This is a genomic window from Paractinoplanes abujensis, from assembly GCF_014204895.1.
Classification (GTDB): Bacteria; Actinomycetota; Actinomycetes; order Mycobacteriales; family Micromonosporaceae; genus Actinoplanes; species Actinoplanes abujensis.
Genome location: NZ_JACHMF010000001.1, coordinates 3,307,495 through 3,332,844 on the forward strand (window position 1 = coordinate 3,307,495; position 25,350 = coordinate 3,332,844).

Consider the following 25,350-nt stretch of genomic DNA (forward strand, 5'->3'; position numbering starts at 1 on the left):
CAAGTGCCACCACTTCAAGATAATTGATGTTGATATTGAGAAAGTTAAGTTTCGAGGTTGGCCGATTACAGATATAGCGGTATACCTATGGGGCGGCAAACCATCGGAGAGGAGCCGGCGTTGGACTGGCAGGAGCTGACGGACCTGACCCACGGGCAGCCGTTCACGGTCGAGCGGGTTCGGCTGACCGGCAGCGGCATCGCGATCGAGGGTGCGTTCGAGCCGCCCCAGCTGGCCCAGCTCGGCCTGGACGATCAGGTCTTCGTGGCCGCGTTCGTGCGGGCCCACGGCTCCATCAAGGAGATGGAACGGATCTTCGGGGTGAGCTACCCGACGATCAAGTCCCGGCTCAACCGGATCGCCGGCCGGCTCGACTTCGCGGAGCACGTCGACGGGACCGCGCCGGAGCCGGCACCGGCCGGGGCGGGCGTCATCGACCGGCTGCAACGGGGGGAGATCACCGCTCAGGAAGCCCTGGCCGAGCTGGAGCAACCCCGGTGATCCCGCAGCTGGTGACCGTTCGCTACCGGCCGGAGGCCGACCTCCGGCACACCTGGTACGTGCCGGTCCTGCCGGTCACCTTGCTGCTGTCGCCGGTTCTGGTGCTCGCCCTGGTGGGTGGGCTGATCGCCTGCGTGGTCTTCCGGATCAATCCGGTGGCCGCGCTCTTGGGCCTCGGGCGTGTGGTGTGCGCGTTGCCGGGTGCCGTGTTCGACCTGGCCGACGGCCGGACGGCCGTCCAGGTGACCGTCAGATGAGGAGCCCGTCGCATGAGCGAGCAACGCCGTCAGATCCTGCAGATGCTGGCCGAAGGCAAGGTCACCGCGGACGAGGCCGAGCGCCTCATCGACGCGCTGGCCCGGCAGCAGCAACCCGAGCCGCCGCCGGCGGCCTACGACCGGCCGAAGCGGCGGCCGAAGTATCTGCGCGTGGTGGTTCATTCGGAGGACAACGGCGCCGGTGAGGGGCCGAGCCGGATCAACATCCGGGTGCCGATCCAGTTGCTGCGGGCCGGCGTCAAGCTGGCCAGCCTCGTTCCGCCGCAGGCGCTGCACAAAGCCAACGCCGAGATGGCCAAGTCGGGCCTGCCGATCGACCTCACGCAGCTCAAGCCGGAGCAGTTGGAGGAGCTGGTCGACCAGCTCGACGAGGTCACCGTCGACGTCGACGACCCCGGCTCCAAGGTCCAGATCTTCGCGGAGTAGAGCGGAACAGCAGGGACAGGACGGTAGCGGTACAGGACGGAAGCGGGACAGGTCATGCCGCGACGCCGCCCCGGCCGAGTGGCGACCGGGGCGGCGTTCAGGTTGCGGCATTACTGCGGGGCCACGACCCACAGCAGCTGGTCGTCGACCACAACCGTCTCCCCCGAGGCGACGGTGATGATCTCGGCCGAGTCGTAGTCGGGCTTCTGGTGCGCGTACTGGCTGCCGTCGGCCGTACGGAACCGCACCTTGTAGTTGCCCGGCTCCAGCAGACCGCTGAAGTCGTAGGTGCCGTCGGCCGCCGTGGTGGTGTCCGACTGGTTGATGGTGTCGACGTTGATGAAGCTGACGTTCACGCCCCCGGCCGGCGCCCCCGCGGCGTCGGTCAGGCGGCCCGAGATGCCGGCCGGGGCGGCGGCCCGGTCGGTCAGGCGGACGGTTTGGCCCGAGCGCACGAAGAACCGTGTGGCCTGGGCGTACTCGAAGGTGTGGGGTACGTACTGGCTGAGCGCGCCGGCCTGGTAGCTGACGACGAACGTCTGGTTGGGCTGAACCCGCAGCCGGAAGGTGCCGTCGGCCTCGGTGAGCCCGGCGTGCTGGGACGCGGTGTCCACGTTCGTCACGTTGACCGGCGCGCCGGCCAGCGGCTTGCCGTCGGTCGCGAGGAGCCGGCCGGCGAGGAAGCCCGTCGCGGTGACGACGCTGTTGGCGGTCGTGGTGCGGTTCGCCCGCACCTGATAGGTCCGCGCCTGGTCGGGGTGGCTGACGCGCCCGGGCGCCCACTCCGACCAGCCGCCCAGACCGATCCGGATCTTGTAGTTGCCGGCCTCGAGGCCGGAGACCGTGAACCGGCCCCGGCTGTCGGCCTGCAGTTCCTGAACGGCGTCGCTGGACGGGTTGACGAAGACACCGATGACGGCGTCCGGGACGACGGCCCCGCGGGTGTCCCGGACGACGCCGGCGATGCTGCCGGTCGGGTCGGCGGCCAGGGCCGGTCCGGCCACGGTGGTCGCGGCGACGATCCCGGCCACGGTGGCGGCCAGAACCGAACGACGGCGTACTGCGTTGGACTGCACGTAAGGTCTCCCTTGCGGTGTGTGATGTGTGGGAGACGTTATTGAGGCTGTGCGGCCTTCCGCCGTACGGGGAAAGGGTTTGGCACGAAGCCAGGAGCATCAAGCCTTGTGGACGGTCGACACCGGAGTACCGGTCTCCACAGTGCGGGTCACCGTGCACAAGCGGTCGTGCGACTGCTGGATCAGGCGCGGAACCACCGCCCGCGCGCGGTCACCCTCGGGGCCGGGCGGGAACTCGACGTCGAACTCCACTTCGAGGTTCTCCAGCCGGTTGCTGCCGGCCTCGTCGCGGATCTTGTCGCCGCGCACCCGGATCACGAACCGCGACGGCTCGGCGCGCCGGCTCACCACCAGGTCGACGTCGATGCCGGAGCAGCCACCGAGCGCGGCCAGCAGCAACTCGACCGGCGTGAAACGCTCGTCGTCACCGGTGCCGAGCGACATGCTGCCACCCCGTACGTTGCGGATCTCGTACGCGCCGACGCTGGTCCGCTCGATCTCGACCGACCGCTTTTTCTCGTCACTCATGCCCGCCGACGCTACGCGACCGGGTTGGCACATCCGCGTGCGTGTCAGGCCCGAGCGAACGGGTAGGCGGACCTTGTGGCTGCTCATCGCGCTGCCCGTTTGCTGCTGCTGGCCTGCCTGGCCGGGGTGGCCTACGTCGCGCTGAGCCTTTTCGACAATGCCGCCCGAGCCGACGACGTCGTTCCCGGCCCCCTTTCCCGTACGCCGGTGGGCGGCGTCACGCAGTCCGCGCGGTCACCGGAGGCACGCAAAACCGTCGCGCGCGTGGCCGAGGTGGGAAAGACGCCGAGTCCGGTAAAGCGCGGGCCGGACGTGCGAAAGGCGCACGGGACGGTGGCGCGCGCGCCGGTCGTGCGAAAGGCGCACAAGACGGCGACGCGCGGGCCGGTGGTGCGAAAGACCTTTGCGCCTGGCTCGGCGGCGGGTAAGGCCGAACCGCGAAGAATCGTCGCTCGCACGTCCGGGAAGACCGCGACGCGCGGATCAGCGACGCAGCCGGTGAAGGTCCTTCACCGCGCGGCCGGCGCCACCTCGACGGTACGGCCTAAAGCTCTGCCACGTGTCCGGCAGACGGTGCGATCGGTCGCGGGCGAACCGAACCGGGCCGCCGCGACGATCGTCGAACGCGCAGCCTCGGCGACCGGGGCGGTGGTGCGGAAAGCGCTCGACCCGCACGCCGTCCTCTCCCCAGCCCACGTGGGCAGATCTCCAAGGCTCGGTTCGCCTCCTGCCCGGACGGTGCTCGGCCTGAGGCGTCCGGTGACGCTCGATCCGCCCGTCGCGGGTGCCCGACCGGCGCTCCCGCGGTCGCCTGCGGTCGCCGCCACGCCGGAGTTCGGTGTCCCGGCAGTGCCGCAGCGTCCTGGCCTGTCCGTCCCGACGGCGTCGCCGCGACACACCCCGGCGCTGCGGCAGAGAGTAGTGCCGGCGACGGCCGGGACGTTCGCTCAGCCGAGCGTCGCCGAGGCGCCCTCGGCGCGGGGCGCCCGCTCCGGTCAACGACCGGTCGCTCCCGCCCCGCACTCCCCCGGCCGGCCGGACGACCAGGCCGGCGCCGGGCACCTGCGCGACGCCGGTGGTGGCGCCGCGCCGCCGACGGGCACCGTCCCGTCGTCGTGGCGGCCGCAGATCGCCGCGGCCGAAGCCGATCTACCCGCGGACGTCGTCGCTTACGGGCGCACTGTTCGCTACAGCGGTCCTCCCAGCTGATTGCGCGGTCCGGAATCGGGCCGTCACCGGTGCCCAGACCCGGTGGTGGCCATCGGCCGGCCTCCGCGAACCCGAGGACGCCGGCCTTCCCTCCGCGACTTTCCTGGCTGGGAGGCCACCGTGATCCGCGTTTTGCTCGTCGAACCCATGAATCTGCTGCGCGGCGCTCTGACCGCGGCCCTGTCGGAGGAGGAGGACTTCTCCGTCGTCGGCGGGCGGAGCCGCCTGGCCGAGGCGGTGGACCTGGCCCGGGCGGTGCCGCCGGACGTGGCCGTCGTCAACGTCGGCCTGCTGACCGGGGACGGTCTGCGCCTGCTGGCCCGGCTGGGCTGCGCCACGCTGGTGGTGGCCGGTCCGGAGGCCCGGGCCCGGGTCAACCGCGCGCTCGACATGCCCGTGGGCGGGGTGGTGAGCACGGACGCCGGGCCCGCGGACCTGGCGCGGGCCATCCGCCGGCTGATGCGGGGCGAACGGGTCATCGACGCCGGCCTGGCCGTGGCCATGGTGGCCGCGCCGCGCAGCCCGCTGTCGGAGCGTGAGCTGCACGTGCTCAGCGTGGCGGCCTCGGGGGTGCCCGCGGCGGAGGTCGCGGCGACGCTCAACCTGACCGCGGGCACGGTCCGCAACTACATCTCGGTGATTCTGCGCAAGACGGGGGCCCGCAACCGGCTCGAGGCCGTACGGCTGGCCGAGCACGCGGGCTGGCTGCAGTGATCGTGACTGATGTCAGGTCAGTCGATGACACCGCTCACTGGGACGGGAACCGGCAGACATCCAGGCTTATCGGTGGAAGTCACACCAATCCTGATCACCAGGAGGAACGATGACACACCGGCAACGAATCTCGATGATCGTCGTGGCGGTGGCCGCCGCGCTGGGGCTCGCCTCCGCCGGCGCCGGCGCCGCGTCCGCCGCCCCGGTCACCCGGGCGCCCGCTCCGGTCGCCGCGGCCGTGCCCAGCGCCCCGGTCACCGGCACGTTCACCGACGCGGCCGGGGGCACCGGCACCTTCACCGGCACCTTCACCCCTGCGAAGTTCGTGGCGCAGAACGGCGACCTGCTGGCCACCGGGAAACTGACCGGCACGCTGACCGACTCGTCGGGCACCGCGCTGGGCACGGTCGACCAGTCCGTCAACGCGCCGGTCGCGATCGCGCAGGCGACCTGCCGGGTGCTGGACCTCGTGCTCGGCCCGCTGCACCTCGACCTGCTCGGCCTGACTGTCGACCTCAACCAGCTGCACCTGGTGATCAACGCGGTGCCGGGCCCGGGCAACCTGCTCGGCAACCTGTTGTGCGCGATCGCCGGCCTGCTCGACCCGGTGCCCGGCGCCGGCGCGCTGGCCGCGCTGCTCACCGTCCTGCTCGCCCTGCTCGGTCAGCTCTGACCCGCACAGGCAGGAGCCGCGCCCGACCCCCGGGCGCGGCTCCGTCGCGCTTCACGATCGAACGGTCACCGGCGGAACTGGATCCAGTTGACGTTGACGAAGTCGTTGGGCTGTCCGCTGGTGAAGGTGAGGAAGACCGTGTGCCGGCCGGACACGTTGGACACGTTGCCGGGCACCGACCGCCAGCTCTGCCAGCCGCCGGTGTTGCCGAGCGCGAAGCTGCCGATCGGCGCGTTGCTGCGGTTGTCGATGCGCACCTCGACCAGTCCGCTGATGCCGGCCGCGGCCCCCGACGCGACCCGGGCCACGAAGTCCCGTACGCCGCCCGTGCCGAACTCGACGTTGTTGAACTGCACCCAGTCGCCGCTGCGGACGGCGCCGATGTTCTGGCCGCCCTCGCTGGCCGTCTCGACGATCACGCCGGACTGCGCGTTGAACGATTCGGCCTGGATCTGCGCGTACGCGTCCCGGACGCCCCCGGGCGGCGGGGTCGTCGGGGGTGTGGTCGGCGGCGTGGTGCCTCCGCCGCGGGTGTAGACGGCCACGTAGTCGACCAGCATGGGGTGACCGGGCACGGTGGCCGCGGTCGGGGTGCCGAAGCCGGCCACGCCGTTGGGGAAGCCGCCGCCCATGGCCACGTTGAGCAGGATGTGATAGCCGGCGTGGTTGGTCATGTTGCCCCAGTGCGGCTCGCCGACCTGGTTCTGGTTGACCGCGTGGAACTGCTGACCGTCCACGTACCAGCGCAGTTGGTTGGGCGAGACGCTGCGATCCCATTCGAAGGCGTACGTGTGGAAGTTGCCTTGGCAGGTGGAGCCGGGGCAGGCCCGGCTGGCGCCGATGCCGTTGGTCTCGTTGCACGGCCCGCCGGGGTTGACGCCGCAGTGCAGCACGCCCCAGACGGAGTTGATGCCGTTGACGTTCTCCATCACGTCGAACTCGCCGATGGCGGGCCAGCTGTAGCGGTCGTTGCGGTACGGCGCGCCGAGCGCCCAGAACGCGGGCCAGTAGCCGAGGGCCGCGTTGCCGGTGACGTCGGGCATCTGGATGCGGCCCTCCAGGCGCAGCACGCCGCCCGCGGGGGCCTTGAAGTCGGTGCGCTGGGTCTCGATCCGGGCCGAGGTCCACTGGCCGGAGCCGTTGCGCAGGGGGGTGATGCGCAGGTTGCCCGCGCCGTCGTGGGCGACGTTGCTGGTGCTGTTGGTGTAGGTCTGGATCTCGCCGGTGCCCCATTGCGGCGGTCCACCGGGGTAGCCGGTGCCGGTGTCGATGATCCAGTTGGCCCCGTTGGGCAGGGTGTTCGCGGCGCCGGTGAAGTCGTCGGCCCAGACCTGGGTCCAGCCGCTGGGTGGTGGGGGCAGGGCGGCGCTGGCAGCGACGGCCATCACGGCCGAGCCGGCCAGCGCGACGGTCGCGGTCGCGACGGCCAGGAGACGGGTGCGGATAGTCATGGGCTTGCCCTTCTCGTCGGGCTTCGCACAACTGAGGGAGCGCTCTCAGAGAAGTTTCGAGCGCGTTAAGTGACCGTGTCAAACATGAACGGATGTCGATGTCCGTTCGGGCAATGGGGCCTGGGCCGGCACTCGGGCACAATGCCGCACCATGGACTCGCCATTGACCACCGTCGGTCTGCCCGTCGCGCTCGGGATCATCATGCTCGGCCTCGGGCTCGGCCTCACGGTGGCCGACTTCCGGCGGGTCGTGGCCTATCCCCGGGCCGCCCTGATCGCGCTCGGCTGCCAGGTGCTGCTGCTGCCCGCGCTCTGTTTCGCGCTGGTGGTCGCGCTCGACCTGGCCCCGGCCCTCGCGGTCGGCATGATGCTGCTGGCGGCGTCACCCGGCGGCACGACGGCCAACCTCTACAGCCACCTCTTCGGCGGGCACGTCGCCCTCAACGTGACCCTGACCGCCGTCAACTCGGTGCTCGCGGTGGTCACGCTGCCGATCATCGTCAACCTGTCGGCCGCGCACTTCCTGGACGGCACCGGCTCGATCGGCCTGCAGTTCGACAAGGTGCTGCAGGTCTTCGCGATCGTGCTGGTGCCGGTGGCGATCGGCATGGCGCTGCGCGCACGGTTCCCGGGCCTGGCCGACCGCTTGGCCCGTCCGGTCAAGATCGTGTCGATAGTCGTGCTGGTCGCCGTGGTCGCGGGCACGGTGCTCAAGGAACGCGACAACATCGGCGGCTATCTCGTGGCCGTGGGCGTCGCCGTGCTGATCTTCAACGTGCTCAGCCTGGCCGTCGGCTACGGCGCGCCCCGGCTGGCCGGCGTCGAGCGGCGGGAGTCGATCGCGGTCGGCATGGAGATCGGCATCCACAACAGCACGCTGGCCATCGCCATCGCGGTCAGCCCGGCCCTGCTCGACGACACCGAGATGGCGATCCCGGCCGCCGTCTACGGCATCGTCATGTTCTTCACCGCCGCCGCCTTCGGCTACCTGGTCACCCGGCGACGCGAGCGCCAGGTGGCCGAAGACGGCACCAGGACGGCTTAGGCGCGGACGCGCTTCTCGGCACCGATCTCGTACGGGATCGGCTCCCAGGCCACGTTCTTACCGACGGTGTCGTCGCCCTCGATCTCGGCGGCCACGTCCCAGATGTTCAGGCCCGCGTTCTTCGCCTCCTGCCGGGTCTCCTCGTCGTAGACCGAGGCCTTGAACGAGTTGATCAGGTAGGTGCGGGTCTTCATGTACTCGACGTAGCGGTGGTGGTGCGCGTCGTCGAGGCCCAGCGCGGCGAAGACCGCGACCCGATCGCCGTCGGCCTTGGCCACCCGCCACTTGGGCAGGTTGGGCACATCCTTGGGCTCGGGGAAGACCCACTTCGGGAACTTGTAGAGCGCGCCGTTGCCGCTGTGGGTGGTGCGCATGCTCCACACGGCGAGGTCACCCGGCCGCGTACGGACATAGATGTTCTTGCCGTAGTTGTGGTCGGTCGTGTTGTGCGACTTGGCCCGCAGGTTCAGGCCACCGGTGTGCGAATAGTGGTCCTGCAGGTAGATACCGAACCGCAGCAGCGTGTAACGGCCCTTCCAGTCCGGCCCCTTGGGGTCCTTGCGATCCACGTTGTCCTTGTGGAAACCGCGCTGGCTGGAATTGATCGTGAACGAGCTGTCCCCCGAATACCAGATGTCGTCGCTGCCCAGAAGCTGCTTGGCCACGCTCACGAAGCGGCCGTCGGTCAGCACGTTACGCATCTTGGGGTTGGAGAGAAGATCGCCGGGCCCACGGCCGCGCGAGGCCAGAGCGGCCTCCCGGATACGCTGGATCTCGTCGCGCGTGTAGGCATTACGGATAATCTGGTACCCGTTCTCCCAGAACGCGTTCACGTCGACGTTCAACTCGTTGGCCATTGATCCCTCATCCGCTTGCTCGACGTATTACCGAAGGCAACGAAGCCGGATTCGGCTCCCCCGTTGCACGCTGTGAAGCTTCGGCGGCCGCCACCCGCCGCACAACGGCCGGTTCGCATAAATCTCGCGATTCCGGGCCCGTGAAACCGTCGTGAAGCCGAATTGAAGCCACCCGCCGCGGATCAGGACGCGCGACCCACAGGGGCGGGACGGAGCCGCGGCCGTGCGGGCGCTTGCCGCGTCGAGGTGGGCCACCTGGTCCGCGGTGAGCGCCCAGCCGGCGGCGCCGACACTCAGCGCGGGCACGGTCAACCCGGAAGCCCGGGGCCACGTTCTGCAGGCCGCCGCAGACGCGGTCGCCGAAGGGAGGTCCGACCGGCTCGACCTGGGGGTGTGGCACGGCGGGGCACCGCCGCCGGCACGGCCGAGGAGAGCTCAGCAGGCGCGGTCGAGCAGCGCGCAGTGCCGGCCGTACAGGCCGGCCAGCAGGCTCACCCGGTACAGGTCGTGGTTGAGCTGCTCGACCAGATGCACGCCGACCAGGCGGTCCAGCTGCTGACGGACGGCTGGCAGGGCCAGCATGGCCACCTCGGCCGCCTGACCCGTGGTGAACGCCTTGGTGGTGTGGGCGGCCAGGCGGCGCATCAGGTCGGCCGCGTCGGGGTCGAGCCGCCCGTACGACCAGGACAGCGAGCGCGGCAGGTCACCGGACGCGCCGTCCCCGGCGTCCAGCGCGGCCAGCCGGCCCGCCTCGTCGGACAGCTCGGCGATCCACGACGCGGGCGACACGTGCGGCAGCCGGGCCATCCGCTCGGCCAGGATGCGCAGCGCGAGCGGGGTGCGGTCGCACAGCTCGGCCAGCCGGGCCGCCTCCTCGGTGCGCGGGTTGAGGCCGAGCAGGACGGGCGCCTCCGCCGGGTCGAGCCGGGGCACGGTCACCCGCACCGCGCCGTCGTGCACGACCAGGGCCCGCAGCTGGTTGCGGCTGGTGATCACGGCGACGCCGCCCGCGCCGGGCAACAGCGGGCGCACCTGGTCGGCGTCGAGCGCGTTGTCCAGCAGAACGGACAGGCGGCGGCCGGCCGTGAGCGTGCGGAAGAGCTGGGCCCGGGCCGCGACCCCGCACGGCTGCGCGGCCTCGGCCACGCCCAGGTCGTCGAGCAGCACGCCCAGCGCCTCGGCCGGTTCCAGCGGCGGCTCGTCGGCGTAGCCCCGCAGGTCCACATAGAGCTGACCGTCGGCGAACTCGGCGTCGTTGTCGTGCAGCCAGCGCAGCGCCAGGGCCGACTTGCCGATGCCGGCCGGCCCGTCCAGCACGACGACCGCGGCCTCCTCGTCGCGATGCCAGTCGAGGGTCGCGAACTCCTCGGCCCGCCCCACGAAGTGCGGCGCTCCGGCCGGCAGCATCCGCGGGACCACGACCGGGGGCGGCGCGACGGGCACCGCAGCGGTGGTGGCGGCGGCCGGTGACAGCAGCGGGTGGTGGCCGGTGCCGCGCAGGATCTGCTGGTGCACCTCGCGCAGCTCCTCGCCGGGCTCGACGCCCAGCTCGTCGATGAACCGGTGCGACAACCTCTGATAGGTGCTGAGCGCCTCGGCCTGCCGGCCCTGACGGTACAGCGCGGCCATCAGGTGCACCCAGAACCTCTCCCGGAACGGGTGCTCGACGGTCAGCCGCCGCAGCTCGGGCACGATGCCGTCGGTGCGGTGCAGCAGCAGGTCGACCTCGATGCGCCGCTCCAGCGCGAGCAGCCGCCGCTCGTTGAGCGCGGGCAGGTCCATCTCGTGCAGCCACGGTGACGCCACGTCGGCACACGCGGGGCCGCGCCACAGGGCGAGCGCCCGGCCCAGCAGGCGGGCCTGATCGGTCAGTTCCGGCGCCGCCGCGGCCTCGCCGACGAGCCGGTCGAACACGTGCATGTCCAGTTCGCCGGTTTCGACGAGCAGTGAGTAACCGGCCGGGCCGGTGACGACCGAACCGGGCCAGGGCAATTCGTGCCGGAGCCGGACGATGTTGGTCTGCACCACGCGGCGCACCGAGTGCGGGGCGTCCCCGGCCCACATGCGCTGGGCCAGCTGGGCCACGGAGAGCTGCTGGTTGGCGTGCAGCAACAGGGCCGCGAGCATCGTGCGCACCTTGCCCCCGGTCACCGGCCGCGTCTGCTGCTCGTGCTCCACCAGCAGCGGGCCGAGGATCTGATACCGCATGCCCACCTCCCCCGTGTGACGTCACCGCCCGTAGGGACGCCAAGCCTCAAGCTTGAGCAGACCGTAGACACCTTGACGCGGCCTCGCCACCCCGCTGCGCCGAACGGCCCCGCCCGGCCCGGCCGTTCGGACGGGAACGACGACTATGGTCGGATGCAGGACATCTGGGCGAATCGATGGGGTGACGATGCCGCAGCCGCACGAGCCCCTTCCCGATCCGGCCCGGGCCACCGGCCTGGACGACGTGGCCGGGCTGCTGCGGTCGCTGAAGGCGGCGACCGGCGACCCGTCGTACGACGTGATCACCGAACGGGTCAACGCGGCCTGGACGGCGGCCGGGCGTACGGCGGGGGAACTGACCCACCGCTCGACTGTGGCCGACTGCTTCCGGGCCGGGCGGCGGCGGCTCAACGCCGGGCTCGTGGTGGCCGTCGTGGCCGCGTTGCACCCCGACCCGGCGTACGGGGAAAGGTGGCGCCAGGCTCTGCGCACGGTCGGCGCCGAGACCGACGCGGTGTCGCAGGTACGGGTGCAGGACAGCCTGCCGCAGGACCTGCCCGAGTTCACCGGCCGCACCGCCGAGCTCGACCGGCTGCGCGACGCGCTCGGCACCGCCCGGCGCGACGGCGGCGCGGTGGTCGTCTCGGCTCTCGCGGGCATGGCCGGTGTCGGCAAGACCCAGCTCGCCGTGCACGCGGGTCACCTGCTGATCGCCGAGGACCTGGCCGACCGGGTGCTCTTCGTCAACCTGCGAGGCTTCCACCCCGACCCCGCACAGCCCCCGGCCGACCCGGCGGCGGTGCTCGACGGCTTCCTGCGCCTGCTCGGCGTCTCCGGTCATCGGATCCCGTACGGGCTCGACGACCGCGCGGCGGCGTACCGCGCCCGGCTGGCCGGCTCCCGCACGCTGGTCGTGCTGGACAACGCGGCCACCGCCGAGCAGGTCCGCCCGCTGCTGCCCGGCACCCCCGGCAGCCTGGCCCTGATCACCAGCCGCCGCACCCTGACCGGCCTCTGGCCCGCCCCCGTGACGCTGGCCGTGGACGTCTTCACGCCCGCCGAGGCCGAGGCCTTCCTCACGGCGGCGATCGCGCCCCGGCACGCGCGGCCGGACCCGGAGGCGGTGGCCCGCATCGCCGCCCGCTGCGGCCACCTCCCGCTGGCGCTGAGCCTGGTCGCCGGGCACATCCGGAGCTTCCCGCACTGGTCGCCGGCCGACCACGCCGACCGGCTGGACGAGCGCCACCGTCACCGGCGCCTCGACACCGGCGTCGAACTGGCCCTCGACCTGTCCTATCGGGACCTCCCCGGCGATCAGCAGCGCCTGCTGGGCCTGGCCGCGCTGCACCCGGGGCAGGACTTCGACCCGTACGCCGCGGCCGCCCTGCTCGGCACCGACGCGGACACCGCCGCCACCCTGCTCCGGGACCTGCTGCGCGATCATCTGCTGCAGGAGACCACGCCGGGGCGGTACACCTTCCACGACCTGGTGCGCGCCTACGCGACCGGACGGGCGCACGACCAGATCGCCCCGGCCGCCCGTCGCGCCGCGCTGACCAGCCTGTTCGACTACTACCTGGCCACGGCCGGGGCGGCGGTGAGCACGCTGCACCCGGGCGAGTTCCACCCCGCAGCTGCCGCGCCCGACCTGACCGGCCCGGAGGACGCCCGCACCTGGCTCGACACCGAACGGCCCAACCTCGTCGCCGTCGTGGTCAGCGCGCCCGACCATGCCGTACGGCTGGCCCGCACCCTGTTGCCCTACCTCAAAGGCGGCCACCACGGCGACGCCCTGACCGTGCACGGGCACGCGCTGCAGGCCGCCCGCGCCGCCGGTGACGTGACCGGGCAGGCGTACGCCCTCAACGGCCTCGGCGTCGCCCACCGCCGGCTCGGCGCGCCCAAACGGGCCACCGACGACCTGGAGGAGTCGCTCGACCTGTTCCGCCGCTCCGGCGACCTGCCCGGGCAGGCGCTGGCCCTGTACGACCTGGCCACGGTCATGCAGTGGGTGGGCGACTATCCGGGTGCGATCGACTGCAAACAGCAGGCCCTCGAGCTCTACCGCCGGGCCGGCGACCGGGTCGGCGAGGCCAACATGCTCAGCGGCATCGCCCTGGTCCTGGAGCGCGAGGGCCGGTTCGCCGAGGGGATCGACTACTGCGAACGGGCGCTCGCGCTCGACCGGGAGATCGGCAACCCGGGCGGCGAAGCGCAGGCGCTCAACATCCTCGGCGACATCGAGGTGCGGGCGGGCCGGCCCGAGGCAGCCGCCGGCCATCTGCGGCAGGCGCTGGCCCTGTTCCGCCGGCTCGGCAACCGCAACAACGAGGCCGGGGCGCTGGACAGCCTGGGCATCCTGGCCAACCACCTCGGCCGGCCCGAGGAGGCCATCGGCTGGTTCGAGCCGGCGTTGACCCTGTTCCGCGAACTCGGCAACAAGGGCGGCGAGGTCGGGGCGCTCAACGGTCTCGGCGCGGCCGCCCGCGCCGCCGGCCGCCTGAGAAAGGCGATCGCCTACCACGCCGAGGCGCTGGCCACCGCTATCGACGTCGACATGCCCGACGAGCAGGCCTTCGCCCATGCCGGCCTGGGCCACGCCCACCGCGCCCGCGGCGACGAGGAACAGGCCCGCGAGCACTACCAGGAGGCGCTGAGCCTCTACACCGCCCTGGGCATCCCGGAGGCCGACGAGATCCGGGCCCTGCTGGCGACCTGATCGACCCGGGCGCCGGCGTGGTCGTTCCGCCGTCCGCCGCGCCCAGCACACCGCCACCGGCTGCGGAATCCGCCCCGCGACCCGTGCCCGAGGCGCCTGCCTGTGCCGCTCAGCCCGCAGGCGGTAGCGGTCGGCGCCACGGTGTCGGGCACCATCACCTGCACCACGCTTCCGGCCGGCCGCAGCCAGCACCTCCCGCGATACCTTCGTTCTGGCCGACCGCATCCTCGGCAACGACGGCTACCTGATCGGCCGCGTCGCGTAGAAGACGTCCGAGCAAGTCCCCGGCCTCCCTACGGGGCCGGGGACCCGGGCCCGCCGGATCTGGCGTCGCGTCGCGAACCGGTTGAGCCACTGCCACCGCCGCCACCACCCGCTCGGCGAGCAGCGAAGCCGCACTGCCATCACCCGGGAGGCAGCCCCGAAGTCCTCCGGAGTATCGCGCAACGGCCGCAGACTCCGCGCTTGCTCCCACGCCCGCCTCGGCTGACCGCCATGAGCATGCGCTGAGGGGACAAGACCAGTTCCGTTGATGGTGGGTGGATCGGATGCTGAGCTAGATGCCGAAGGCGCCCAGCACGCCGGACACGGCCAGGAAGGAGCCGACCAGGACGGCCATCACGCGGGAGTAGCCGTAGGTGAAGCGGTACTCCCGGCTTCCCGGCCGCAGCTCGCGGCCGAAGAACGACCGGCTCGACTCGATGCCCGCAGCCGCGAAACGGCGGTTGGAGACGACGGCCAGTACGCCGGCGACGGCGATCACCACATGCATGATGCGTTCCACCACTGTCCCGTACCCGATGGGAGCGCCGATGCAACGCCGGGCAGCGGACGGGTGTTCGCGCCCTCAAGCGCTAGCGGTCACGCCTGATCCGGGACACTCGCGGTGGCTGTGGCCCGGCGCCAGGACGCCGAGATCAGGACGACCGCGACCGTGCCCAGCAGGCCGCCGGCCCCGACCACGACCGACGGAGCCACACCCGCCTCGACCACCGCGCCGGCCACCAGGAAGCCCAGGCCCTGCACGACCAGCAGGCCGGAGGCGGCGACACCCATCGCCCGGCCGCGGAACCCGGGGGCCACCCGGCGCACGAAGACGGCGTTCAGCGGCGCCCCGAACGAGGCCCCGGCCCCGGCCAGGGCCAGCAGGATCAGCACGATCGCCAGGCCCGGCCCGAACAGGGCGGGAATCAGCGCGGCCGTGGAGAGCACGGCGGCCGGCACGATCATGCGGTCGCGGGTCCCGGCCGCGAACACCCGGGTCAGCAGCAGCGCGCCCACCAGGAACCCGACGCAGGGCGCGGCCAGCAGCAGACCGGCCGCGGCGGGACCACCGCCCAGCCCCACCGCCCACGGGTAGGCGATGGCCTCCGGCGCGAACGAGAACGCGCTGGCCACCCAGACCAGGGCCAGGCAGCTGCGCAGCCAGGGGTCGGCCAGGATGAAGCGGATGCCGTCGCGGGTCTGGGCCAGCAGTCCGGTGGTCTGGTCCTCGCCGACGGCGGCCGGCCGGTGCGCGACACCCACCGCGATGAGCAGGGCCGACAGCGCGAACGTGACCGCGTTGCCGGCCAGCGACCAGACCGGGCCGGCGGCCGCGACGACGACGCCACCGGCCACGAACCCGAACAGCTGGCTGAGCTGCGAGGTGATGGTGCCCAAGCCGTTGCCCGCGATGTAGGCCTCGCCCGGCAGCACCTCGGGCATGACGGCCGCGCGGGCCGCCACGAACGGTGGCGAGAACAGGTGAGCAACGTAGAGCAGCACGATGGCGCACCACAGGGGCAGGCCGGGCACGGCGACCAGCGCGATCAGCCCCGCACGGGCCAGGTCGCAGCCGATCAGCACAGCCCGCCTGGGCAACCTGTCGGCGTACGTGGAAAGGATCGGCCCGCCGAGGACGCCCGGTAACCAGGCACTGGCGTAGGCGATCGCGGAGAGCAACGCGTTGTTCGTCCGGTCGAAGACGAGGACGGCCACGGCCACCGCCGCCACCTGATCGCCCACAGAGGACAGCACCTGGCCGCCGTACAGGAAACGGAACTCCCGATAAGCGAACAGCTCGCGGTAGGTCGTCACAACACTCCCTCGCAAGGCGGAAGGTGCCGGCGTCCGGGCGGCACCGGCCCCGGTCACGCCACGACTTGATCGACCCCGGGCCTCCCGGCGAGGGCCGGGGTGACCAGACCGGTCTTGTAGGCGAGCACCACCACCTGGGCCCGGCTGGTCAGCCCGAGCTTGGTCATCAGCCGGTTGAGGTGGGTCTTCACCGTGGCCTCGCCGATGAACAACGCCCCGGCGATCACCTCGTTGCCGGCCCCGGTGGCCACCAGCCGCAACACCTCCAGCTCGCGCACGGTGAGCTCGGTCAGGCCGGCGTGGGCGGCAGGCCGGGCCGGCATTCCCACGTACGCCTCGACCAGCCGGCGCACGACGCTCGGCGCGAACAACCGGCCGCCCCCGGCGGTGATCCGGATCGCGTCGAGCAGGTCCTCCGGCGAGATCTCCTTGAGCAGGAAGCCACTGGCCCCGCAGCGCAGCGCCGCCGACACATGCTCGTCCCGGTCGGCAGTGGTCAGGATGATGACCCGCGGCGACGGGTCCGGCGCGCCCTCCAGGATGCGGGCGGTGGCGGCCAGACCGTCCAGTTCGGGCAGGTGGACGTCGATCAGCACGACGTGGGGGCGCAGTGCCCGGGCCAGCCGGACGGCCTCCACGCCGTCCGCGGCCTGCCCGGCCACCGCCACCCCCGGCGCCGCCGCGATCAGGGCGGCCAGGCCGCCCCGGATGAGCGGCTGACCGTCGGCCACCAGCACCGTCGTCGTCTCTCCGGGCACACAAGCTCCTCGAGTCAGGGAAACTCGCGGTAGTGTGACCCGGCCCGGTTGTGGGATTGCTGTGGTCGCCCCGGTCAGCAGTACGCGGTGCGCGCCGCGGCCGGGCTCGAGATGCCGCCGGTGCGCCGGCTCACGGTGGCGTAGCCGCCGATGCTGAAGCAACCGGTGTCGGGCCAGTTGTTGATGATGAACCGGACCGAGTACGTTCCCGCGCAGATGTTCCGAGCCGTCGCATACTTGCTGGACCCACTCACGTACGTGCCGGTCAGCGACACACACTGCGCGGCGAGGCCCACCCCCGGCTCCCCCACCGGCGCCGCGTGCGCGGCCGGCGCGGACACACTGAGCGCGGCCACCCCGGCCGCCCCGGTCACGGCGAGGGCGCGCAGGGCCTTGGTCGTCTTACGCATCGCTTTCTCCTACCTGTCACGTGCACTTGTTCGGCTTCGGACAGGACGAAACGTATCGACGATGATCGTTGCAACGCGTCCAGTGGAGGGTGGATCGACCCGGTAAACCTGAGCGGTAGCCCGATCAACCCGGCGGCGGATCCCAGACGATGCCCTCCCGGGCCACACTGTCGAGGATCCATGTACGCCCGCGATCGTCTGCCACCCGCCACGCATACGCAAAGCTCCGACCGGTTCCCGCATCGGGCATGTTGTGGCACAGATCCGCCAGCCAGGCGACGGCCGCCACGAAGTCGTCGCCGGGCCACCACCCCATGGGTTTCCGCCGCCGAGCCATGGCCCGGATCTCCAGAATGGCGAGGTTCTTCAGAAGCGTCCCGACCTCACCGTCATCCATCCGCCGGCCACCTCGGCGAACGGAGCAGCGCACGGCGCAGGGGCGGCATCATCACGACGGCAAGTGTGTCAGAGCACCGGGTCGCCCTGATCAGTGGCAGCGATCCGAGCCGCGAGGCCGGGCAGATCCACCGCAGCCTTCGTGTCGACACGCACCACCGGTGCCACGCCGAGAGGTTGAGCCTCGGCCGCCCATCGGGGCCAATCCTCGTCGAGGCGACGCCGATCGTCGTGGATCCGGTGTCGTTGCCGAGCCGCGTAACGACCCAGGGCGACCTCAGCCGGGACGTCGCACCAGACCTCGACCGCGCCGCGGGGCCGGCATCGGCGCAGGCCGGCCTCGACGAAGCGGAGATCGCGCGGTTTGAACCACCACGACTCCAGCACCACGGGGCCGGGCATCGCCGCCGCCGGCGACCACATCATCTCGCCGGCCGCCGCCCCGATCGCACGGCCCGGAACCGGCAGCGCGACATCTGCGACGGCCTCCTTGAGGGCGTCCTTGGAGATCACCGGGACGTCGAGCAGTGCCCCCAAGCCGGTCGCCAACGTCGTCTTCCCCGAGCCCGGCAGCCCGTTGACCAGAATGAGCGGGACCACTCGGCCATCGTGCCGAACGCCCGGGCTCTCCACGAGGAGGGGCCGAGTCCGATGTCACCGGACGCCGATGACCGGAATCACCACCTGATCGGTGCGGCGGGCCTGTTCGGCGGCCCACACCACGCGGTGGGTGGCCAGACTCTCGGCGGGGCCGGAGAGCAGCCCGGAGGCGTCGCCGGTGGCCACCGCCTGCAGGAAGGCGTCGACCAGTCCCTCGTCGCCACCGCCGTGGCCGTCGGCGGCGGACGGGCCGCCCTCCGCCGCGGAGTCGAGGACCTCTTCCCGGCCGGTCACGAAGTCGAGGTGACGCACCGTACGGCCGTCGCCGTCGAGGTAACCGTGGGTGCCTTGCAGCCGGGTGCGGCGGTGTTCCGTCGGGGTGAACGCGCTGACCGTGAAGGAGCAGGTCGCGCCGTCGGGGAAGGCCATGTTGACGACCTGGTGATCCACCACGTCGTTGTCGCAGGCATAGACGCAGCGCCCGTACGGGCCGTCACGCAGGGCAGCCTCGACGGCCTCCGCCGTGGGGGTGGGGGTGACCGCGCCCAGCGGCCAGAAATGCTCGTCGGGGTCGGCCAGCGCCTGGGCGTAGCGGCGCTTCGCCGAGTAGGGGCAGGTGGGCTCGACCGGGCAGTCCAGGCAGCGGTCGGCGGCGCCGGCGGGGCGTTCGGAGGCCCGGAAGTGCGACAGGCTGCCGAACGAGCTGACCCGTTCGGGCAGCTGCTCGAACAGATACATCAACCAGTCGATGTCGTGGCAGCACTTGGTCAGCAGCAGCGGCCCGGACTCCTCGGTGTTGCGCCAGTGACCCCGGACGAACGAGTGCGCGAAGTGCCACCAGCCGACCGGTTCCAGGTGCTGCACGCTGATCAGCTTCCCGATCCGCCCCTCGGTCAGCAGCGACTTCAGGAGCCGGGTGTACGGGGTGTAGCGCAGCACGTGGCAGACCGCGGCGATGACGTCGTTGCGGGTGGCCGCGGCCACGATCGCGGTGGCGTCCTCGTCGGTCGGGGCCAGCGGCTTCTCGATCAGCAGGTGGTAGCCGAGGTCGGCCAGCCGGACGGCGGGGTCGCGGTGCATCCGGTCCTGGGTGGCCACGATCGCCGCGTCGGCTGCGCGGGGGTGGCCGGCCAGGCCGGTCCAGGAGTCGAAGACCAGGCCGGGTTCGACGCCGAACTCGGCCGCGGCCGCCGCGCGGCGCCCGGGGTCGGGCTCGGCCACGGCCACCACGCGGGCCGCGCCGGTGCTGACGGCGTGCCGGGCGTAGGCCTGGCCGCGAAGGCCGGCCCCGACGAGAGCTAGAGTCACCGCAGACATGGTGTCCCTTCGGCAAGTTATCCAGGACTCCATCTAAAGGCGTGAGGGGCGGAAGCTCAAGGGCCACGGGGCGCGAGGCTGAAAGCCCGGGACGGGTAGCGGGCGCGAGGGCGCAAGCTCGAGGGGGCATCGGTGACGGCACACGTGAACGGCGGGGACCTGTCCCGGCTGCGGCAGCTCAACGCGGACTCGGTGATCCGGGTGCTGCGCGACGAGCGGCCGCAGACGTTGACCGAGTTGTCCCGCCGGGTCGGCCTGTCCCGGGCCTCGACCGAGGACGTCGTGCAGGAGCTGCTCGAGGTGGGCTGGGTGGCCGAGGTGGAACCGGCCGCGGGCGGGGTGGGCCGTCCGGCCCGGCGTTACAAGTTCCGGGCCGACGCCGGTCACCTGCTCGGCGTCGACGTGGGCGGGCACAAGGTGCTCGCCCTGATCACCGACCTCGACGGCACGGTGCGGCACAGCCGCCAGGTCGCGGTGACACCCGAGCTGGGCCGCAGCGAGCGGCTGGCCGCGGTCGACCGGGCCGTCGCCGGGGTGCTGCGCGCGGCCGGCCTGACCGGTGACCGGCTGTGGGGCGCCGGGGTGGCCACCACCGGCCTGGTCGACGGCACGGGCCGGGTCATGTTGTCGGAGGCGCTGCCCGAGTGGACCGGTGTCGACCTGGCCGGTCATCTGCGGGAACGGGTCGGCGGCGCGGTCCGGGTGGAGAACGACTGCAAGGTGGCCGCGCTGGCCGAGACCTGGCGCGGGGTCGCCCGGCACGCCACCGACATGGTGTTCATCCTGGCCGGCTGGCGCACCGGGGCCGGCCTGATCATCGGGGGCCGGCTGCACCGGGGGTTCGGCAACGCGGCCGGCGAGATCGGCGCCCTGCCCGGCGCGGGCTGGCAGCGCGCGCCCGGGCACCTGCGGGCGTGGCTGAGCGACGGCGACGTCTTCGCGGCGAGCCGGGCCGGCGACAAGGCGGCGACGGCGGCCCTGCGGCGCTACGTCAAGGATCTGGCGCAGGGCATCGCGGCGCTGGTGCTGACGCTCGACCCCGAGCTGGTGGTGATCGGCGGCGGCTTCTCCCGCTCGGCCGACGTGTTCCTGGAGCCGCTGCGGGCCGAGCTCGACCGCTGGTGCCTGCGCACGCCCGAGCTCCGGGTGTCGGCGCTGGCCGACGAGGGCGTGGCCCTGGGCGCGGCCAAGCTCGCGCTCGACCTCAGCTCGCCGCAGCGCCTGCGCGCCTGAGGCCTGTCCGGCGGCGGGGGCGGCCGGCCTTGACGCGCAATCGAAATTGAGCGTTTGCCGGGCATCCCTTGTGAGTCATGGATGACGTGCATTAATTTCCGTGCACCCCATGATAATTCCCGGCATCAATATTCCGAGGCGATGAGATGCGCACCCTCAGGCGAGTGGGTGCGGCCCTGGTGGCGGCAGCAGGGCCGGCACTGTCCGGTTGCTCCCGCGCCGAACCCCGAGAACAAGGCAACGTCACTCTCAGCTACGCGGTGCGGGACCAGAACCAGAAGGCAGCCATGCAGGAACTGGCGGCCGGCTTCACCCGCACCCACCCCACCGTCACGGACGGCACTCGGCCTGCTCCAAGCCGAACCCCGGCCACCCTGATGTCCTGCCGATCAGCTGATCGACGTGGACTGATGCGTTGAGTGTCGAACGTGGTGAGCTGACGGCGTGGGCTTCGATCGCGCCGCTGTTGCCGGCGTCGGGCCGGGGCGTAAGGCGATTCGCGTGTCCCGGCCTTCTAGGGCTCGTTGTCGTCTGCGGTGAGGGCGCGTTCGAGGCGGCTCAGGACCTCGGTGCAGCGGCGGACGGCGTCGAGGTCGTCGCCCACGAGGCCGGCCAGTTCGCCGGCCCAGGCCGCGCGGAGCAGGCGCAGGTTGTCGGCGGCGCGGGCGGTCGGGCTGACCGCGATGCCGCGGCCGGCTGACGCCGTACGGGAAATCATGTCTTTGTCCTCGAGGCTGCGCAGCGCCGTGCTGACGTTGGTGCGTTGCAGGCGGGTGCGGCGCGCGATCTCGCTCGGGGCGGCGCCGGGGTAGAGGTCGACCACGCGCATAACCTGGCGCTCGGTTTCGTTGAGGGTGACCACCTGCGGGCCCTCGGGGGTGCGGGCGCGCACCAGCCGGCCGACGTTGAGGATCAGGTCGGCCAGGTCGGCCAGGGGGTCGTCGGGTTCGTCACCGGGCATGGCGCCATCGTAGTGGATTATGGCAGCATAATTATGTGTCCATAACTACGGGCGAGGTGACGACGGCGCGGCGGCTGCGGCTGGCCCTGATTCTCGGGTCGCTCAGCGGGTTCGGCCCGCTCACGATCGACATGTACCTGCCGGCGATGCCGGGCATGGCCGGCGACCTGCGCACCAGCTCGTCGATGGTGCAGCTGACGCTCACCGTCTTCGTCGTCGGGCTGGCCGTCGGGCAAGTAATCGTCGGCCCCCTGTCGGACGCCTGGGGCCGCCGCCGGCCGCTGCTCATCGGCATCACGCTCTATCTCGTCGCCTCGCTGGGGTGCGCGGTCGCCCCGACGGTGGGCTGGCTGATCGCGGGCCGGGTCGTGCAGTCACTGGGCGCGGCGGCCGGCATCGTGCTGGCCCGGGCCATCGTGCGCGACCTGTTCCGGGGCACGGCGATGACCAGGTTCTTCTCCACCCTCATGGTCGTCAACGGGGTGGCGCCGATCCTGGCCCCCGTCGTCGGCGGCCAGCTCCTCACGGTGACCACGTGGCGGGCGGTGTTCCTCGTGCTGGCCGCGATCGGGACGGTTCTGCTGGTCGCGGTCTTCTTCACGTTGCCCGAGTCCCACCATGCCCGTACGCGTCCCCGCGGGACCCTGAGCGCCTTCCGGACGCTGGTGACCGACGGGCACTACGTACGGTACGTGCTGGCCGCGGCGCTGATGTTCGCGGCCGTGTTCGCCTACATCTCCGGGTCGTCGTTCGTGCTGCAGGAGGCGTACGGGTTGACGGCGCAGCAGTTCAGCCTCGTGTTCGGGCTCAACGGGCTCGGCATCGTGCTGCTCGGCCAGCTCAACGGGATGCTCGTGGGCCGGGTGGCGGGCGAGGGCACGCTGCTGCGGATCGGGCTGACCGTGGCCACCGCGGGCTCGGCCGGGGTGCTGGTTTGCGCCGCCCTCGGCCTGCCGCTGCTGCTCCTGCTGACCTTCCTGTTCGTCGTGGTGTCGATGCTGGGGCTCGTGCTGGCCAACGCCACCTCCCTCGCGCTGGACGGGCACGGGTCGGCCGCGGGGGCGGCGTCCTCGCTGCAGGGGTTGCTGCAGTTCCTGGTGGGCGGGCTGGCCGCCGCCGCGATGACCCTGCCGGGGCCGGTGACCGCGGTCGCCATGGCCACCACGATGCTGGTGTGCTCGGCGGCCGCGCTTTTCGTGGCGGTGCGGCAACGGGGCAGCGCGGAGTGAACCGGCAGGGCATGACCGGCGTCTCCTACAACGGCACGCTCCCGATCATGGCCGCCGGCACCGGCCACCCCGCGCTCAAGGCGATCGTCGCGATGTCCGCCGTCACCAGCTGGTACGACTACTCCCGCGCCAACGGCCTGGTCGTGGCGCCGGGCGGCTGGCAGGGCGAAGACCTCGACGTCATGTCCGAATACATCCTCACCCGGGAGAACCCCGAGGTGTGCGCGGCCGCGATGGACCGGCTCACCCGCATCCAGGACAGGGCGACCGGCGACTACTCCCGCGTGTGGGCTGCCCGTGACTACGCGGCCCGGGCCGGCCGGATCCGGGCCGGCGTCTTCCTCGCGCAGGGCCTCGCTGACTGGAACGTCAAGCCCGAACAGGGCATCCAGCTGTGGTCCGCGCTCCGCGGCCACCGCAAGCTGTGGCTCTACGACGGTGGCCACGGCAGCCCGCGCTCCCAGGAGTTCAGCGACGCCGTCGACCGGTGGATCGACCACTACGTCCACGGCACCGACAACGGCATCGACCGCGAACCGCCGGTGACCCTCGAGGACGCCTCCGCGACAGTCGTCGAACGCACCAGTTCCTGGCCGGTCCCGGGGACCCGTACGGCGTCCCTGCCCCTCGCCGGGGGCCCGCCGCGCGCCGACACCTTCACCGACAACGGCCGCACCCAGACCGTCGAGCAGCTGATCGCCGCCGGCTCGGCCCACCGTCTGGTCTACCGCCGGCCCGCTCTCACCCGCGACGTGCGGCTCAACGGCACGCCGTACGTGAATCTGAAAGTCAGCATCGACAACCGGACGGCCGCCAACCTGACCGCTGTCCTCGTCGACTACGGCCCGCCGGGTGTCGCGCCGGTCGTCGTGACCAGGGGCTGGATCGACCCGCAGAACCGCGTCTCGAAGTCCCGCTCCCTGCCGGTCGAGCCGGGAAAGAAGTACAAGATCCGCTGGGACATGCAGCCGGCGGATCACGTCTTCGAAGCCGGCCACCAGATCGGCGTGGCCCTGCTGTCCACCGACTACGACTACACGCTGCGGCCGTTGCCCGGCACCCGGATCTCCGTCGACCCCACCGCGAGCCGCGTCTCCCTGCCCGTCGTGGGCGGCCGCGTCACCTGAATCCGGTCCTGGGCCGGTCCCAAGCGTTCCGTTGTGGACAGCTCGCACCGTCACCGGCCCTCGGGCCTCACCCTGACGGCCCCCGCCCCGAACCGCGTGGTCCGGCTCGACGTCCAGTCCTGCACCGGCGGCGCCTGGCGCTGACGCAGCTCACTTCCGCCTGGGCGTCTCCGCCTGCCTGCTCGGGGCGAGCGGGGGCCGGTGGCCCGGGTCTGGACGCGTTCGTGCCGCCCGGGTCAGCTCCCGGCGACTCGGGGTGAGTCCGTCAACGGCTCGTCGCCGGCTGAGGACTCGAGCGGCGGGGCCGTTCGGCGGGTCAGCACGACCACCGCCCAGAGGCAGAGGCTCAGCGTGGCGAGCAGGTAGGCGTTGCCGAGCAGGTGTTCGGCCGGGCCCCAGCCGTAGACCTCGCGGTGACGCCACGGCACCCACACGAACATGCGGGAAGCGAACAGCAGAGTCCACAGCGCGGCTGCCCAGCGACTGTACGTCCACAGCGCCAGGCCGATGGGTGCTGCCCAGACCCAGTGGTGGGACCACGAGACCGGTGAGGCCAGCAGCATCGCCAGCGCTGCGAAGCCGGCGCCGAGCACCCGGTCACCGCGGCGCCACCACACCGTGCCGAGCACCACGACCGCCAGGGCGATCGGGCCGGCGACGGCGAGCCACAGCCGGTTCGCCGGCACGCCGTCGAGCAGCCGGGTGAGCTCACCGAAGACCGACTGGTTGTGGGCCATGTCCGGGGGTCCCACCCGGCCCGCGCTGAACAGGCCGTCGGTCCAGTACGTCCAGGCCGGGCCGGGCGCGACGGCGAAGCCCACGGCGATGGTGCCCGCGAAGGCCAGAAGGGCCCGTCCGGCGGCCCGCCGCTGACCGGCCAGCACCAGCAGGAGGATGAACACCAGCGGGGTCAGTTTGATGCCGGCGGCGATGCCCACCAGCCAGCCTGACCAGCGCCGTTCCGGGTGTACGACGTCGTACAGCAGGGCCAGCATCAGAAGCAGGTTGATCTGGCCGAAGGTGAGGTTCTGCCACACCGGCTCCAGGGCGAGCGCGCCGGCGGTCAGCACCGCGAGCGGCCAGCCGGTGACGGGCCGGTTCAGCGCGCGGGCGGCCACCACGATGACGCCGGTCAGGGCGGCTACCGACGCTCCGGTCCACAACGCGGTGACGAGCCAGCCGGGCAGCAGCGCCAGCGGCACCATCGCCACCGCGGCGAACGGGGGGTACGTGAAACGCAGATTCGTCGCCGGGTCGCGGGTCCCGTAGAGGGGCAGGCCGTCGAGCACCAACCGGCCGCCGTACCGGTAGACGGACAGGTCCACGAAGCCCCCATGCACGTGCAGTTCCGGGGGAACATCGACCCGGTCGGCCACACCCGCCGCGATTGCGGTGAGGACCACCACCACTGCTGCCGGAGCCAGCCCGTGCCGGGCGCGCAACCACCTCACCGCGGACCGGATCGGACGACCGTCACCGAGGACACCATGATCCGACTGTAGTCCTCAGTCGTGCCGAGCCGGCCCCGGACCTCGCGGACCCTGAGCCTATCGCA

Annotated in this window: 25 protein-coding genes; 11 read left to right on the forward strand and 14 right to left on the reverse strand. The window is 72.1% G+C overall.

The window, feature by feature from the left end; all coding sequences use genetic code 11:
- The first annotated feature begins 120 nt into the window (after positions 1 to 120).
- The 3 genes from BKA14_RS14915 to BKA14_RS14925 are packed head-to-tail and all read left to right on the forward strand — an operon-like array spanning position 121 to position 1,205.
- Positions 121 to 501 (forward strand): DUF2089 domain-containing protein, encoded by a 381-nt coding sequence (locus BKA14_RS14915; protein WP_184951531.1) that lies wholly within the window; start codon positions 121 to 123, stop codon positions 499 to 501.
- On the forward strand, positions 498 to 758 hold the full coding sequence (locus BKA14_RS14920) for a hypothetical protein (RefSeq protein ID WP_184951532.1): 261 nt from the start codon (positions 498 to 500) through the stop codon (positions 756 to 758). Before BKA14_RS14915 ends, BKA14_RS14920 begins: the two co-directional genes overlap by 4 nt.
- Before the next feature lie 12 nt (positions 759 to 770).
- Positions 771 to 1,205: an SHOCT-like domain-containing protein gene (locus BKA14_RS14925; RefSeq protein WP_184951533.1), complete on the forward strand. Its 435-nt coding sequence runs from the start codon at positions 771 to 773 to the stop codon at positions 1,203 to 1,205.
- 110 nt (positions 1,206 to 1,315) lie between these two features.
- Here the strand turns inward: BKA14_RS14925 and BKA14_RS14930 are convergent, their stop codons facing one another.
- Together BKA14_RS14930 and BKA14_RS14935 are read right to left on the reverse strand one after the other, a co-directional pair.
- Positions 1,316 to 2,281, reverse strand: coding sequence for a carboxypeptidase-like regulatory domain-containing protein (locus BKA14_RS14930; RefSeq protein ID WP_184951534.1), 966 nt, complete (start codon positions 2,279 to 2,281; stop codon positions 1,316 to 1,318).
- 99 nt (positions 2,282 to 2,380) lie between these two features.
- Positions 2,381 to 2,809, reverse strand: coding sequence for an OsmC family protein (locus BKA14_RS14935; RefSeq protein WP_184951535.1), 429 nt, complete (start codon positions 2,807 to 2,809; stop codon positions 2,381 to 2,383).
- A 99-nt stretch (positions 2,810 to 2,908) separates the two neighbouring features.
- On the opposite strand from BKA14_RS14935, the gene BKA14_RS14940 reads away from it, so the two are divergent.
- From BKA14_RS14940 to BKA14_RS14950, 3 genes are all read left to right on the forward strand, one after another.
- Positions 2,909 to 4,018 carry a hypothetical protein gene (locus tag BKA14_RS14940; RefSeq protein ID WP_184951536.1) on the forward strand — a complete coding sequence of 370 codons (1,110 nt, stop codon included), beginning with the start codon at positions 2,909 to 2,911 and terminating at the stop codon, positions 4,016 to 4,018.
- A gap of 120 nt (positions 4,019 to 4,138) precedes the next feature.
- A complete protein-coding gene (locus tag BKA14_RS14945) occupies positions 4,139 to 4,732 on the forward strand; it encodes a response regulator transcription factor (RefSeq protein WP_184951537.1) in 594 nt (197 codons plus the stop codon).
- A gap of 133 nt (positions 4,733 to 4,865) precedes the next feature.
- The gene (locus BKA14_RS14950; protein WP_239093253.1) at positions 4,866 to 5,405 is read left to right on the forward strand and encodes a hypothetical protein; all 540 of its coding nucleotides are present in this window, start codon (positions 4,866 to 4,868) and stop codon (positions 5,403 to 5,405) included.
- A gap of 65 nt (positions 5,406 to 5,470) precedes the next feature.
- Here BKA14_RS14950 and BKA14_RS14955 read toward each other — a convergent pair whose 3' ends face one another.
- The gene (locus tag BKA14_RS14955) at positions 5,471 to 6,856 is read right to left on the reverse strand and encodes a carbohydrate-binding protein (RefSeq protein WP_184951539.1); all 1,386 of its coding nucleotides are present in this window, start codon (positions 6,854 to 6,856) and stop codon (positions 5,471 to 5,473) included.
- Positions 6,857 to 7,007: 151 nt separating this feature from the next.
- Between BKA14_RS14955 and BKA14_RS14960 the strand changes: the two genes are divergently transcribed.
- Positions 7,008 to 7,901, forward strand: coding sequence for a bile acid:sodium symporter family protein (locus BKA14_RS14960; RefSeq protein ID WP_184951540.1), 894 nt, complete (start codon positions 7,008 to 7,010; stop codon positions 7,899 to 7,901).
- Here the strand turns inward: BKA14_RS14960 and BKA14_RS14965 are convergent.
- Complete coding sequence (locus BKA14_RS14965) at positions 7,898 to 8,758, reverse strand: phytanoyl-CoA dioxygenase family protein (RefSeq protein WP_184951541.1); 861 nt, start codon at positions 8,756 to 8,758, stop codon at positions 7,898 to 7,900. The two genes, BKA14_RS14960 and BKA14_RS14965, sit on opposite strands and share 4 nt — an antisense overlap.
- A gap of 435 nt (positions 8,759 to 9,193) precedes the next feature.
- Positions 9,194 to 10,966: an AfsR/SARP family transcriptional regulator gene (locus BKA14_RS14970; protein ID WP_184951542.1), complete on the reverse strand. Its 1,773-nt coding sequence runs from the start codon at positions 10,964 to 10,966 to the stop codon at positions 9,194 to 9,196.
- Positions 10,967 to 11,153: 187 nt separating this feature from the next.
- Here BKA14_RS14970 and BKA14_RS14975 point away from each other — a divergent pair, with 187 nt between their 5' ends.
- Entirely contained in the window at positions 11,154 to 13,685 is a 2,532-nt protein-coding gene (locus BKA14_RS14975) for a tetratricopeptide repeat protein (RefSeq protein WP_184951543.1), read from the forward strand.
- A 556-nt stretch (positions 13,686 to 14,241) separates the two neighbouring features.
- Here BKA14_RS14975 and BKA14_RS14980 read toward each other — a convergent pair.
- The 7 genes from BKA14_RS14980 to BKA14_RS15010 all read right to left on the reverse strand — a co-directional run bounded on the left by BKA14_RS14980 (position 14,242) and on the right by BKA14_RS15010 (position 19,245).
- Positions 14,242 to 14,469 carry a hypothetical protein gene (locus BKA14_RS14980; protein WP_184951544.1) on the reverse strand — a complete coding sequence of 76 codons (228 nt, stop codon included), beginning with the start codon at positions 14,467 to 14,469 and terminating at the stop codon, positions 14,242 to 14,244.
- Positions 14,470 to 14,546: 77 nt separating this feature from the next.
- Positions 14,547 to 15,764: an MFS transporter gene (locus tag BKA14_RS14985; RefSeq protein ID WP_184951545.1), complete on the reverse strand. Its 1,218-nt coding sequence runs from the start codon at positions 15,762 to 15,764 to the stop codon at positions 14,547 to 14,549.
- Positions 15,765 to 15,817: 53 nt separating this feature from the next.
- A complete protein-coding gene (locus tag BKA14_RS14990) occupies positions 15,818 to 16,522 on the reverse strand; it encodes a response regulator (RefSeq protein ID WP_203722568.1) in 705 nt (234 codons plus the stop codon).
- Between the two features lie 74 nt (positions 16,523 to 16,596).
- Positions 16,597 to 16,932, reverse strand: coding sequence for an alpha-amylase inhibitor (locus BKA14_RS14995; protein WP_184951546.1), 336 nt, complete (start codon positions 16,930 to 16,932; stop codon positions 16,597 to 16,599).
- Positions 16,933 to 17,056: 124 nt separating this feature from the next.
- Positions 17,057 to 17,329 carry a hypothetical protein gene (locus BKA14_RS15000; protein WP_184951547.1) on the reverse strand — a complete coding sequence of 91 codons (273 nt, stop codon included), beginning with the start codon at positions 17,327 to 17,329 and terminating at the stop codon, positions 17,057 to 17,059.
- A 68-nt stretch (positions 17,330 to 17,397) separates the two neighbouring features.
- Positions 17,398 to 17,928 (reverse strand): P-loop nucleotide/nucleoside kinase family protein, encoded by a 531-nt coding sequence (locus tag BKA14_RS15005; protein WP_184951548.1) that lies wholly within the window; start codon positions 17,926 to 17,928, stop codon positions 17,398 to 17,400.
- 54 nt (positions 17,929 to 17,982) lie between these two features.
- On the reverse strand, positions 17,983 to 19,245 hold the full coding sequence (locus tag BKA14_RS15010; protein WP_184951549.1) for a Gfo/Idh/MocA family protein: 1,263 nt from the start codon (positions 19,243 to 19,245) through the stop codon (positions 17,983 to 17,985).
- A 132-nt stretch (positions 19,246 to 19,377) separates the two neighbouring features.
- On the opposite strand from BKA14_RS15010, the gene BKA14_RS15015 reads away from it, so the two are divergent.
- Complete coding sequence (locus BKA14_RS15015) at positions 19,378 to 20,478, forward strand: ROK family transcriptional regulator (RefSeq protein ID WP_184951550.1); 1,101 nt, start codon at positions 19,378 to 19,380, stop codon at positions 20,476 to 20,478.
- 514 nt (positions 20,479 to 20,992) lie between these two features.
- On the opposite strand, the gene BKA14_RS15020 is transcribed toward BKA14_RS15015, so the two are convergent.
- Positions 20,993 to 21,439: a MarR family winged helix-turn-helix transcriptional regulator gene (locus tag BKA14_RS15020; protein WP_184951551.1), complete on the reverse strand. Its 447-nt coding sequence runs from the start codon at positions 21,437 to 21,439 to the stop codon at positions 20,993 to 20,995.
- Positions 21,440 to 21,474: 35 nt separating this feature from the next.
- Between BKA14_RS15020 and BKA14_RS15025 the strand changes: the two genes are divergently transcribed.
- Together BKA14_RS15025 and BKA14_RS15030 are read left to right on the forward strand one after the other, a co-directional pair.
- Entirely contained in the window at positions 21,475 to 22,668 is a 1,194-nt protein-coding gene (locus BKA14_RS15025; RefSeq protein WP_184951552.1) for a multidrug effflux MFS transporter, read from the forward strand.
- The gene (locus BKA14_RS15030) at positions 22,665 to 23,795 is read left to right on the forward strand and encodes a CocE/NonD family hydrolase C-terminal non-catalytic domain-containing protein (protein WP_184951553.1); all 1,131 of its coding nucleotides are present in this window, start codon (positions 22,665 to 22,667) and stop codon (positions 23,793 to 23,795) included. Before BKA14_RS15025 ends, BKA14_RS15030 begins: the two co-directional genes overlap by 4 nt.
- Positions 23,796 to 24,031: 236 nt before the next feature.
- Here BKA14_RS15030 and BKA14_RS15035 read toward each other — a convergent pair whose 3' ends face one another.
- Positions 24,032 to 25,246, reverse strand: coding sequence for a glycosyltransferase 87 family protein (locus BKA14_RS15035; RefSeq protein WP_184951554.1), 1,215 nt, complete (start codon positions 25,244 to 25,246; stop codon positions 24,032 to 24,034).
- Positions 25,247 to 25,350 lie beyond the last annotated feature (104 nt).